Origin of the sequence: Paenibacillus sp. ClWae2A, from assembly GCF_032452295.1 — a bacterium.
Lineage (GTDB): Bacteria > Bacillota > Bacilli > Paenibacillales > Paenibacillaceae > Paenibacillus.
Genome location: NZ_JAULSQ010000023.1, coordinates 1 through 12,715, shown reverse-complemented (window position 1 = coordinate 12,715; position 12,715 = coordinate 1). Strand labels below are relative to the sequence as shown.

Annotated in this window: 11 protein-coding genes, 1 tRNA gene and 1 rRNA gene; 2 read left to right on the top strand and 11 right to left on the bottom strand. The window is 44.5% G+C overall.

The window, feature by feature from the left end; translation table 11 throughout:
* Positions 1-18: 18 nt before the first annotated feature.
* Complete coding sequence (locus QVE09_RS30660; protein ID WP_315939823.1) at positions 19-2,358, bottom strand: ATP-binding protein; 2,340 nt, start codon at positions 2,356-2,358, stop codon at positions 19-21.
* 332 nt (positions 2,359-2,690) lie between these two features.
* Between QVE09_RS30660 and tadA the strand changes: the two genes are divergently transcribed.
* Complete coding sequence (gene tadA, locus QVE09_RS30655) at positions 2,691-3,197, top strand: tRNA adenosine(34) deaminase TadA (RefSeq protein WP_315939822.1); 507 nt, start codon at positions 2,691-2,693, stop codon at positions 3,195-3,197.
* 43 nt (positions 3,198-3,240) lie between these two features.
* Positions 3,241-3,810, top strand: a complete 570-nt coding sequence (locus tag QVE09_RS30650) for a GNAT family N-acetyltransferase (RefSeq protein ID WP_315939821.1) — start codon at positions 3,241-3,243, stop codon at positions 3,808-3,810.
* Positions 3,811-4,068: 258 nt separating this feature from the next.
* On the opposite strand, the gene QVE09_RS30645 is transcribed toward QVE09_RS30650, so the two are convergent.
* From QVE09_RS30645 to rrf, 10 genes are all read right to left on the bottom strand, one after another.
* Positions 4,069-5,163: a hypothetical protein gene (locus tag QVE09_RS30645; protein WP_315939820.1), complete on the bottom strand. Its 1,095-nt coding sequence runs from the start codon at positions 5,161-5,163 to the stop codon at positions 4,069-4,071.
* A 234-nt stretch (positions 5,164-5,397) separates the two neighbouring features.
* Positions 5,398-5,550: a small acid-soluble spore protein P gene (locus QVE09_RS30640; RefSeq protein WP_315939819.1), complete on the bottom strand. Its 153-nt coding sequence runs from the start codon at positions 5,548-5,550 to the stop codon at positions 5,398-5,400.
* A 21-nt stretch (positions 5,551-5,571) separates the two neighbouring features.
* On the bottom strand, positions 5,572-5,748 hold the full coding sequence (locus QVE09_RS30635; RefSeq protein ID WP_017691325.1) for a hypothetical protein: 177 nt from the start codon (positions 5,746-5,748) through the stop codon (positions 5,572-5,574).
* Between the two features lie 29 nt (positions 5,749-5,777).
* On the bottom strand, positions 5,778-6,116 hold the full coding sequence (locus QVE09_RS30630) for a hypothetical protein (protein WP_315939818.1): 339 nt from the start codon (positions 6,114-6,116) through the stop codon (positions 5,778-5,780).
* A gap of 192 nt (positions 6,117-6,308) precedes the next feature.
* Positions 6,309-6,397: transfer RNA gene (locus QVE09_RS30625), tRNA-Ser, on the bottom strand.
* A 193-nt stretch (positions 6,398-6,590) separates the two neighbouring features.
* Entirely contained in the window at positions 6,591-7,874 is a 1,284-nt protein-coding gene (serS, locus tag QVE09_RS30620; RefSeq protein ID WP_315939817.1) for a serine--tRNA ligase, read from the bottom strand.
* A 273-nt stretch (positions 7,875-8,147) separates the two neighbouring features.
* Positions 8,148-8,738 (bottom strand): pyridoxal 5'-phosphate synthase glutaminase subunit PdxT, encoded by a 591-nt coding sequence (gene pdxT / locus QVE09_RS30615; protein WP_315939816.1) that lies wholly within the window; start codon positions 8,736-8,738, stop codon positions 8,148-8,150.
* Positions 8,739-8,978: 240 nt separating this feature from the next.
* Positions 8,979-10,364: a D-alanyl-D-alanine carboxypeptidase family protein gene (locus tag QVE09_RS30610; RefSeq protein ID WP_315939815.1), complete on the bottom strand. Its 1,386-nt coding sequence runs from the start codon at positions 10,362-10,364 to the stop codon at positions 8,979-8,981.
* Between the two features lie 417 nt (positions 10,365-10,781).
* Positions 10,782-12,239, bottom strand: coding sequence for an IMP dehydrogenase (gene guaB, locus QVE09_RS30605; protein ID WP_289390816.1), 1,458 nt, complete (start codon positions 12,237-12,239; stop codon positions 10,782-10,784).
* A 367-nt stretch (positions 12,240-12,606) separates the two neighbouring features.
* Positions 12,607-12,715: ribosomal RNA gene (gene rrf, locus QVE09_RS30600) — 5S ribosomal RNA — on the bottom strand; the annotation flags it as partial.

Here is a 12,715-nt window from a genome sequence, read left to right as displayed (position 1 = left end):
AAGGTAATCTCACCTCATCTAGTTCTCTTCATCTGTAATTGGTTCATCCGTTACCTGATCTGCCTCAATAACTTCCGGTTGTTGCTCGGATGCAGGCAGTTCAATGATAACCGTTGTTCCCTTGTTCATGACGCTTTTAATATCCATCATGCCCTTATGTGATTGAATAATTCGCTGACTGACCATCAGACCAAGCCCTGTCCCAGACTCCTTATTCGTAAAGAAAGGCTCCCCAAGCTTGGGCATCATCTCTTCCGGGATACCAATGCCTTCATCCCTGATCTCAATTCTGACGCGTTTCGACTGCTCGTCATGCTTGAGCTTGATGTGGATGCTTCCTCCATTTGGCATGGCCTCCATACCATTTTTCAACAAATTGATGAATACCTGCTTCAACTGGTTCTCTTCACAGTGTACCATAGCCGAATCGGATGAGGCACGCAGTACAAATTCTACACCATGCAGATGCGCCTGACTATCCAGTAACGAGATGACATCGCCAAGAATAAAACGAATATCCCGATTCTGAAAATGAACCGCCTGCGGTTTGGCCAGAATCAGAAATTCACCAACAATAAGGTTGATGCGATCCAGTTCCGATAACATCAGATCCAGATGACGATGATTCAGCTTGTTGCTCTCTTGCTGTAACTGCAGGAATCCGCGCAGCGTGGTCAGTGGATTACGAATCTCATGTGCTACACCTGCTGCAAGCTGGCCTACGGTTGTCAGCTTCTCAGAGCGTCTGAGCAGCTCTTCCATCCGATTACGGCTTGTAATGTCCCTGGAGACACTAATCAGCGCGGTAATCTCTCCAGCCTCGTCTCGTACCGGAGCCGTACTGACACTGACTTCTACTCTGGTCCCGTCTTTCTTCATCCAGGTGGTTTCGTTGGACGTAATGGACATCCCCTCAACGAGTTGGGCATGCTGACGTTTCATTTCTTCTTCTGCCTCTGGCGGGATGATCTTCAGATTACGACCTTCCACCTCACGACTTCGAAAGCCATATAATTGTTCAAATGCCCGGTTAACCCGCAGCACTTTTCCTTCAAGATCCGTAATGTGAATGGCATCCGCTGTCTGATTGATAATGGACTCCAGATGCTCTTTCACCGCCCGATTCTCTTCATACATCTGTTTCAGACGGCTCGTATAATGGCCCAGATTACGAATCATGGCATTAATACGATTGGCCAGTTGGCCAAGTTCATCCTTCCTCCGTACTTTCAGACGGAAATCAAAGTGCCCATCCGCTACATCATTCACTTTGCCCAGTATGGATTGGATCGGACGCGTAATATACCCTGCGAGCAGATAGCTGCCAAAGATCACGATCTCCAGCAAAACCAACGATATGGAGGCATGGCTCACCAACTGCTCAGATACCATGGAGGATATTTGCTTATAGTCCATGACAATACTGATCACATAGGAAGACTGATTGGGTGTGAAAATGGGAATAAAACTCTTCAGTACCTTCTGTTCGTGCGTTTCACTGACAAAAGATACATTTTGCCCTGTTCGAATGGCGCGCACCACAGCACGATGATCCTCATCCGTAGAACCATACTGGTATGTACCAAAACGAATCGGCCTGTTATTCAACTTGCTAAAGTTTGAATCTCTTCCGTCATCACCCATGTTCGGGCTGCCAAAAGTCAACGGATTGATGCCTGTAATCTCCAGAATGGAGGGATTGACCTCACGAATTTTATTTAAAATCTCATCCGGACTAGAGATTTTCACATAGTCATCAACTTCCGTATTATTATAGAAGGGATTGATTATGTAGTTTCTCTTTCCATCATGGTAGTAACCCCAGATATCAATATCCGAAGGACTGGATGTAGAATATTCGAATCCATCTGACCAGAAATGCTCCAACTTCTGCCCTTGGGGAATCGTCACCTGTTGTTTTTCAAACAACTGCTTAAAGGCCTGATACCAATAGGTCATGGATTTGGTGGACAGCCCGATTTCTCTCGGATCCGAAGAGCGGCTAACAATGATGTCATCATCCGTCTGCTCCATTAACGAAATATGTGAGACGCCGACCTTTTGGCTCAAGCGTACAAGTTCTTCATTTGTGATATTATTAATATCCGGGTCCAATTCTTCCGCCGCCATGACAGCAGCAAGCCACAGATTGTTTCCAATCTGCCGTTTTACATAATCCGAACTGTATTGATTCTGTTCGACAGCAATTGCAATCTGCTTTGCAGTGAGCACCATCTTGGTTTCACTGTCCTGCCTCAGATTCTCTTCTGTAGTATAATAACTCAGTGCGATATTCAACACTAAAATAACGAGCACTGAGCACGACATAATCATGGATAATTTCGTTTTAATAGACAAGTTTTTAAGTTCACCTCTCGGCTTGTACCCTCTGGCGATATATGGCAAAACCTATCTCCATCATAACGCTTGTATGTCTTTTTGAAAAGGATAATTGACCTGTGTCCAAAAGTTACCGAATGACTGAAAAGCTCGAAATTCGTTGTTTTTTGCATTTTCGAACTCTACAATGAAATTAATCACTATATTTATCCACATACCCACAGGCTTGTGGATAGTTTGTTTATAACTATGTGAGCAACTACACGGTTATCCACAATTCTATACACAACATGTTAACAACCCGAATACTTGTTCGCTGAATATACGATTTTGGAAGGAGTTATATAGTAATGACTGATCATTTTCTTCAGACCGATCTTGCGCATTTATCTGAGGAAGCTCAGCATGAGCACTGGATGCGGGAGGCCATTGCCGAGGCCTACAAAGCTGAGGCTCTTGGGGAAGTGCCGATTGGAGCTGTTATCGTACAACATAACCAAATTATTGGCCGAGGATATAATCTGCGTGAAACTACACTGGACTCCACCGCCCATGCAGAGATGGTGGCTATTCGTCAGGCCAGCGAGACCATTGGAGCTTGGCGTTTGTTGGATTGTTCTCTGTACGTCACATTGGAACCTTGTCCAATGTGTGCAGGTGCAATTGTACAATCCAGGGTCCCCCGCGTCATCTTTGGTACGGCTGATCCCAAGGCAGGCTGTGCAGGTACACTGATGAACCTGCTACAGGAGCCTCGTTTTAACCATCGCACCGAGGTGATCTCGGATATCCTCCAGCCTGAATGCTCCACGATGCTAACTCAATTTTTCAGAAGTCTGCGCCAAAGGTTAAAGTAGTCACCGACTACAAACATCCCAATTAGAAAGGAAGTGTGCTGTAATGGCACTAACACTCTATGATACAGCCAATGGCATAAGCCTTCGGTTGCTCACACCCCAGGATACACAGTCCTATCTGGACCTGATTCAGGTCACACGCGCCCCATACCAGGCTGTAGAACCCATGCGAGACGATGAATTCTATACACTGGATGCTCAGACTCGGCGGATTAAGGATCGGGTCAAGGCAGCAGAAGAAGGTACAGGATATCAATTTGGAATCTATACCATTAAAGACAGCCTGCTGATTGGACAAGTAAGTCTTAATAATGTCGTATTGGGCGTTGCCAATTATGCTGATATGGGTTACTTTATCCATCCAGATTATCAGGGCGGCGGACGAATGACAGCAGCGGTTAAACTGGCCGTAGCTTATGGCTTCCGTGCGCTGAAGTTAAATCGGGTTCAGGCTGCCGTTTTACCCTCCAACAAAGGTTCTCAGCGCGTATTGGAGAAGAATGGATTCCAGTTTGAAGGTATTGCTCGCAAATACCTCAAGATCAACGGCAAATATCAGGATCATCAGATCTATGCTGTACTTGCTGAAGACTTGGATGAACTTGCTAATTAATTAATTTAGAAGTTCCCACACAAAGCTGTCTGTATTTCCAATTCAACAATATACAAATTTAATATTCAAACCGCACTACCCTAGTTATGTAGGAGAGAGTGCGGTTTTATTTGTATAGATCACCAGCCACGATTCAAAGTCAAAGATCAATTATTTTGCGGATATCCCCTCTTACGCAGTGTAACAAAAAACCGCCTGTACCCAAGCGGAAGGAGATTATCCTTCACTTGAATCACAGACGGTTTGAACTCAGCGAGATTAGTACCCGTATGAAGCGTTCATCAGTTCTTCGAACTCTTGCATAGTAATTACGTCATCGCCAGTAGGGATGTTGATTTTGAATGCTGCTTTTTCGTTAATCTTGGTGTACGTATTGGAACCGGTAAATGCCAATTTCACTTCGTCTTTTGTATCTTCTGGCTTGATCAGCACATCAGCGACCATCTTTTGATATACAGGGAAGTCGTTTTTGTCCAATGCGAAATCGATGTTGAATTGGTTAATTGTAAGAACATCTTTCAATTTATCCAAGTCTTTAGCCATTTCAGCCTGATCTGCTTCAGTGATTTTCAAATCTTCTTTAGCTTTGTCGATATCAGCCTGATCCATTTGCAGCATTTCACGATATTCCTCTTTGGACAGAATATCCAATACTTTAGGCATAGCTTTTGTTACCAGTACAGTAACTGCTTCTTTAACATTGTCATTATTCACCGAGAATTGTACAACCTGCTTCGCATCTACACCTTCAGGAAGTTGTGCATCTTTGGTGTCTAGATTTTTGAAGAATTTAGCTTGATCGTATTCGCTCAGCACTGCGTCCATGACTTCGTTGCTCAGCTTTTGAGTTTTGGCTGCGTCCATAGCATCCGGGTTCCATTCCGTACCCTCTTGCTCAGCCAGTTCTTTCAGGTCAAGTTCCAGGAATTTGCCTACAACGTTCTCCGGAATCGGGAAGAACGGAATATTCGGCACTTTCACATAGAGTTTCTCTGCCGTCATCACCATTGGAATGGTAAAGGTCATACCCATGTCGCCTTTAAGCTCGATGCCAAGAGTCATCTCTGTCTGCATTGGCTCACTTTGGTATACACCTGTTACATTCAACTGAGCGTCCTTCAGCATGCTCATAAACTGAGTCATGGTCGGATCAGTTTGTGAAGCATCTCCAGGTTTATAGCTCAATTCATTAATAGTGAAGTTGGAACTCATTTCATACGAAGTCAGTTTGGAAGCATTGGCCGCAGCCGTCTTCAATGCCTCTTTTGGTTCCTGCTTGCTGCTACATGCTGTCAAGGCCATAGATACGGTTAACAGCAACGTAAGAAGAAGCGCTCCCATACGTTTAGTCATTTGTTTCTCTCCTCTCGTGATAACCCCAAAAAAAGTAATTCAATATCAATGATATACCATATCACCAGATACCGAAACCTAATTTGGGAAAAATGTGATCTTTCCTCTTTAAAATGGCTACAAAGACCTATGTCAGCTTTGGGAATAACCATGTGCCTGTCTTTATATATGTATGAATACGCAAAAGCCCCCTGTTAGGTAACAAGGGACTTTTGCGTGAATCTGTTTCTTCTATTAACTTTGGGGATTCAGATGATCCACATGATTTTGATTTTTTACTTTTTTGGAACCGGATAATGGCTCCTGCATGGAAGAGCGTTTGGATGAATGACGATGCTGTTCGGATGCTTGTGCTTCCGGTACGGGAATTGTTTTTGGTTTGCTCATATTATTGCCCCCTCATCATTGTTAGGAATGGGATGGGTCCCTATCTTCCGTTTTGTCATGATTCAGTGCATCCTGATGACGGCGATCATTAATATCTTGCTGAATTTGCTGGGCATGATGACTGTTTACGGCTGGCTGCTCCAGATCATCGACTACATTTTGCAGGTTTTTGTCAACTCCCGCTTTGGCTTTAGTCAATTGAGTTCACTCCTTCAGATTTCAGGCTATTATCTCGTCTGGGATTGTAACGACTGGGCGCATTCATGAATGTGCCGTGTATAATCGTGAGCCAGTTCCTGAATCGGTTCTGTACGCTCATCAGTCGTTCGTCCAGCCCGTTCCACATCAATCAGCTGTACGCTGACTTCACGGGAATCGACATAAGCACATTTGAAATCAAAAGAGTACATCTCGTGTCCTGCTGTAGCAATGTGTATCCGAATCGCCTGCTGATCGGCTTCATCGGCCATTACCTGAGCCTGGTCTCCAACATTCAGGACTTGAGGCAAACGTTCTTGCCAAGCCCCTACAAGCTCTGTCTGATCGATGTTTAACTCGCGGTTCATCTTACCACCTCCACTCCTATAAAGTGCGGCGATGAAGATGTTTTTATACATATGAGCTTTATTCAAAATATAACGTTGTACTATGCAACCTATTCATCGGTCACCAACCTGTATGCTCATTACGCTGAATAAACTCACAACGCAAAAAAGGACCCGAGCGAGATCGCTCGAATCCTTGTTATAAGTGTAGTATGGCGGAGAGGGTGGGATTCGAACCCACGTGGAGTTGCCCCCTAACGGTTTTCAAGACCGCCCCGTTATGACCGCTTCGGTACCTCTCCAGGGAATTAACTTTTATAAACTTGCCACGAAAATTATCATACCACATCTCGACATTATAATGCAACCTTTTTATATTAAAATTGATAATCCCGTATCAGACAACTGCCTCCGTTATACAAAACACTCCAATCCGCCATTCCGAAATGACGGATTGAATTTGTATCCCTCTTGATGAGGATGGTTAGCTAATTCTTAAGAGCGACGTACAATCACACTTGTGCCGCCCATATAAGGACGCAATGCTTCAGGAATAACAACCGTACCATCTTCCTGTTGATAGTTCTCCAGGATAGCGGCTACCGTCCGTCCAACGGCCAATCCTGATCCGTTCAATGTATGAACAAATTCCGGTTTTGCTTTTGGCTCTCTGCGGAAACGAATATTGGCACGACGTGCCTGGAAGTCCTCACAGTTGGAGCATGAAGAAATCTCACGATAGGTGTTACTCTCAGGTAACCATACTTCAATATCATACGTTTTAGCTGAAGTGAAGCCCATATCTGCGGTACACAATGTCAGTACGCGATATGGCAAGCCCAATAATTGAAGCACACGCTCCGCATTTTGAGTCATTTGCTCCAGCTCTTCATACGAAGTCTCCGGAGTAGAGAGTTTGAGCAGCTCTACTTTGTTGAATTGATGCTGACGAATCAAGCCGCGTGTATCCCGTCCAGCCGAACCCGCTTCAGAACGGAAACAAGAGCTGTATGCCACAAAATGTTTAGGCAATTGATCTACATTCAGAATCTCTTCGCGATGGTAGTTCGTTACCGGAACTTCAGCAGTAGGAATCAGATAATATTCAGTATCTTTCAACTTAAACAGATCTTCTTCGAACTTAGGCAGTTGACCTGTTCCAAACAAGCTATCCCGATTAACGATGTAAGGAGGCAGAATCTCTTCATATCCATGTTGATCGCTGTGCAGATCCATCATGAAGTTAATCAATGCACGTTCCAGACGCGCACCCAGACCTTTATAAAAGGTAAAACGGGAACCTGTTACTTTGGCAGCCGCTTCAAAATCAAGAATATCGAGATCCTGTGCAATTTCCCAGTGGGCTTTTGGTGCAAAAGTAAATGACTTGGGCTCTTCCCAACGACGAATCTCAACATTGTCGTCTTCAGAAGCTCCAATAGGTACACTTTCGTTAGGAATGTTAGGAATCGCCATTGTGAGATCATTGATCTTCACTTCCAGTTCCCGAACTTCTTCGTCCATGGCTTTGATTCGATCAGACACTTCGCGCATCTCCACAATCAGATCATCCGCATTCTCACGATTCTTCTTCAGTCTAGCAACTTCCGCGGATACCGTATTCCGACGACTCTTCAGCGTTTCACTCTCTTGAAGCAATTCCCGACGCTTGGCATCCATCTCGGTAAATCCAGCGATAAGATCCAGCGATTTGCCACGTTTAGTCAATGCTTCTTCTACACGCGCATACTCATTCCGCAATATTTTCACATCAAGCACGATATACCCCTCCTAAATAACCTCACAACGTGAAGCTTTATATTAAATCCATTCTCAAAACTCTACTGTATATACCTTACTATATACTTATCGGAACCTGTAACCCAAAAAACAACCTATATCCCCGGTGTCACCCTCCGCTGCGATTCCCGCTTTGAAGCAGATACAGGCAACATCAGGCATCCGTTCAGATGCAACTGCCATTCAGCGGCCTTACAAGGCTTCTGGGGAAGTGATCGGATGACCGGGAGATCATAGGTTGTACATCATGCATTAGTTAGCGTCTGACGAGTGTTTATAGGATCTGGCCATGTCTACAAAATAAGTATGCAGACGATAGTCATCCGTCAACTCCGGATGGTATGAACAAGCCAGCAAATGCCCTTGACGAGCAGTAACAATCTCATCCTTGTATGTGGAGAGAACCTCGACCTGGTCTCCGACACTCTCGATCAAGGGCGCCCGTATAAACACCGCCCTTACCGTTTCCTCAATGCCTTTGACTGGCAAATCCGTCTCAAAACTTTCTCTCTGCCGTCCAAATGCATTTCGGGATACAGTCATATCCATTAGCTCCAAATGAGCTTCCTCTTGCCCTGCAATGTGTTTAGCCATAACGATCAAGCCAGCACAGGTACCAAATACCGGTTTGCCCTCAGCAGCAAACGCGCGAATGGCATCCATAAACCCATACTTGCGCATCAGTTTACCGATCGTTGTGCTTTCCCCGCCAGGAAGGATAAGACCATCCAAGTCCTCCAATTGCTGAACCTGTTTGATAGCTACACCTTCTGCTCCAGCACGTTCAATGCTCCGAATATGCTCTGTGACAGCTCCTTGAAGTGCTAAAACGCCGATCTTCATACGCTCATTCCCCTTCTCTTATCAGCCACGATCTTGCATACGCTCGGAAGGTACAAGTTTGAAAATCTCAATGCCTTTCATCGCTGCTCCAAGATCCTACATGAATTCTAACTTGATATTTTACCGGAAAAATTGTAAATATACAATCCATCCGGTCGGAATAACTTGTATTTTGTCAATGATATGATCACATATACATCAAAATCATGATCATACTCTTTTCATGAAGTTTTCTAAGGCTTAGAACAGGTTTTTGATTCCGTCAAAGAGATCCACGAAGAAATCCTTTACAGCACGGAAGAACAAACGGAACCATCCGCCTTTTTCAGCCTCTTCAGCAGTGATCAAGTTCACTGTTTTTTCCTGAGGCTCAATTCCATCTGCTTTATACGTGTACGTTACTGTACCAACCTTCGTACCTGCTTTGATTGGTGCTACTAGCTTGTCAGCCTCAGTTACGTTGGCTTTGAACGTCACATCCAGGTTCTGAGTACCTTTGGGTACAACGAAACTTACCGCATTATCTGTTACGACAGGAACGGTTGTTTCTTTACCTTTTTTCACAGGCACAGCTTCCCAGCCCGTCACTTTGGTCTTGCCTGCGACAGCCTGCTTCACTTCAAAGTTGTTAAATCCATAGTCCAATACCTTTTTAGTTTCTCTGAAACGTGCCGATTCCGAATCTGTGCCCATAACAACACTAATTAGACGCATACCGTTACGTTCTGCTGTACCTGTAAAGTTATTACCTGCGTTCGTGGTATGGCCTGTTTTCATTCCATCCAGACCTTCATAGGCATAGCTTTTGAAGTTGGTTATATTTTTATTCGCTTCCAGCATCCAGTTGTAATTGATAATTGGAGCTTTATCATTTGGACGGAACTTATAGGATTGAATAGTTGTAAAATCTTTGTAGTCCGGGTGATCCATGATGATATATCTGCACAGAATCGCAGCATCCATTGCGGACATCACTGTTTCCTTGTCTTCAGATGGACGGAAGTCGGCAGGCATATCTGCTCGATCAAGACCGGAAGAGTTAATGAAGAACGTATCCTTCATGCCCATACGCTTCGCTTCATCATTCATCATTTTCACGAAAGCTTCTTCCGAACCTGCAACATGTTCAGCCAAAGCAACCGTAGCATCATTGGCAGAGCCAACAGCCATAGCAATATAGAGATCCTTAACTGTGTGCTGGTCACCTTCCGCCAGGAAAATTCGCGACCCGATACTTTGTGCAGCGTTCTTTTTAACAGTTACAATATCGTCCCAACCGAATTTACCTTGTTTGACTTGTTCAGCGACAATATACTCTGTCATCATTTTGGTCATACTTGCAGGTGGCATCGCTTTATCCGCATCGACATTTAGTAGAATCTGTCCCGTTGAGGCTTCCATAAGTACCGCAGATCTAACTTCAAGCCCAAGTGAGTCTACCCCAGGAACCTGCACGGCTTTCTCCGTCTTTGTTGTTGCCGCAGCAGTCAGAACCTGTCCGGAGTTATCCGCAGCAGCCATGACCGGCATCACTGCAGACATGCAAAGCATGTTAATTAGCATTACCGAGGCTACGCTCTTTTTGAGCATTTGGCGTTTCTTTTTATTCATGTGTTTGGCTTTCAATTGATGAATACTCCCTTCGATCCAAAGCATTGTTATTTGCTTCAGTGCAGCTTATGCTGCGATTTTCTTGTTTCCCTAACCTGCATGTTTAATGTGTGAGATGTGTGCTATATGCGCTGTATCGAACGAGCAATATTATTGCTCCCAAAGTTCGTTATCGATTGTCACTTAGTCCGCATTTTGCGAATGCTTATGTAAAAGGACGTCCGCGCTTCTGTTTAACTGGCAGCCATTTCTGGCACTGCATTTGCTTTTCAAACCATATTCATAGATTCACGTCAAATAGTCGCCGCAACGCCTTAATCCATCCATGGATCGTCACCGCTTGTTCTATTCTATCACAGGGGTATCTGCAAAAAAAGACAGACCCGGTGAAATTCACCGGGTCTGTCCTGGAAATGATTAACTCTCTTCAGATTACAACGAGTAGTTAGGTGCTTCTTTTGTGATCTGTACATCATGCGGATGACTTTCGCGCAGTCCCGCACCTGTAATTCGGATAAAGCCTGTATCGTTACGAAGTTGCTCCAAGTTACTTGTACCACAGTATCCCATACCCGAACGCAGACCACCAATCAGTTGGTGGATCGTATCAGACAATGGTCCTTTGTAAGCGACACGACCTTCGATTCCTTCCGGAACCAGTTTCTTGTCATCATCTTGGAAGTAACGATCTTTACTACCTTGTTTCATTGCAGCCATTGAACCCATACCGCGGTATACTTTGTAGCTACGTCCTTGGAAGATTTCAGTTTCTCCCGGGCTTTCTGCTGTGCCGGCAAACAAACTTCCCAGCATCACCGCGTGTGCGCCTGCAGCCAGTGCCTTCGTAATTTCACCAGAATATTTAATTCCGCCATCCGCGATAATCGGAACTCCATATTCACGTGCCACCGTTGCACAATCGTAGACTGCAGTTACTTGAGGTACACCAATACCAGCGATAACACGTGTTGTACAAATCGAACCTGGACCAATACCCACTTTGACTACCGAAGCCCCTGCTTCGATCAGATCACGAGTGGCTGCGCCAGTAGCGACGTTACCTGCAACGATGGTCAGACTAGGGAAACGTTCACGAAGCTGACGTACAGCTTCAATGATATTGATGTGATGTCCGTGAGCCGAGTCTACCGTAATCAGGTCAACACCAGCTTGTACCAAAGCATCAGCACGTTCAAATGTATCTTTGGAAATACCAATCGCTGCACCAACCAACAGACGCCCTTGAGCGTCTTTGGCTGCATGAGGGAATTGAATGGCTTTCTCAATATCTTTAATCGTGATAAGACCTTTCAATGTGTTTGTCTCATCAACTAATGGAAGTTTTTCAATCTTGTGCTTCTGAAGGATACCCTCAGCTTCTTGCAGTGTAGTGCCTACAGGAGCGGTAACCAGATTCTCACGAGTCATGACCTCGCTAATTTTGATGCCGTAATCATGGATAAAACGCAAATCGCGGTTAGTCAAAATACCAACCAGCTTCTGATCTCCTTCAATAATAGGTACACCGGAGATCCGATATTTCGCCATTACTGCTTCCGCATCAGATACCAGATGATCTGCCGTCAGTGAGAATGGATTCGTAATAACACCACTCTCCGAACGCTTAACACGATCTACTTCTTCTGCCTGTTGTTCAACCGACATATTTTTATGAATAATACCGATACCGCCTTCACGTGCAATGGCAATAGCCAATGTCGCTTCAGTTACCGTATCCATACCCGCACTAATCAAAGGAATATTTAGCTTTACATTATCGCTCAAACGAATAGATACATCTACTTCTTTAGGCAGTGTCTCGGATTTCCGTGGCACTAGCAATACATCATCAAAGGTGAGGCCTTCCTTACCAAATTTATCTTCCCACACGCAAGTGTTCCTCCTTATGTTTGCTCAGCTTTACGGTCCAAAACCCGAAGATTCCAGGCTGTATTTTACGCCGAAAATACGTTTTCTGAAAAATTTATTATTGCCATCTTAGCAAAGCGATATTTAGACTGTCAAGGAAAAGTACTTGGTTATATCAGGTGTATTGCCTGATGAACACAACTGTTTTTCCAGAGCGGACAAGTCTAGTTATTACACAAAAAAACGTCAATTCGTATCGAATAACGTTACATGTATACAACCTATAGTGCTGATAAATCAATACATCCAATCTGTATTTTAATCCCATACTGCATAATAAAACTATATAATAAAAACCACCACCGAATAACATCGGCAGTGGTTCTTTGCTTGGCGGCGTCCTACTCTCCCAGGACCCTGCGGTCCAAGTACCATCGGCGCTAGAGGGCTTAACGGTCGTGTTCGGGATGGGTACGTGTGGAACCCCTCCGCCATCG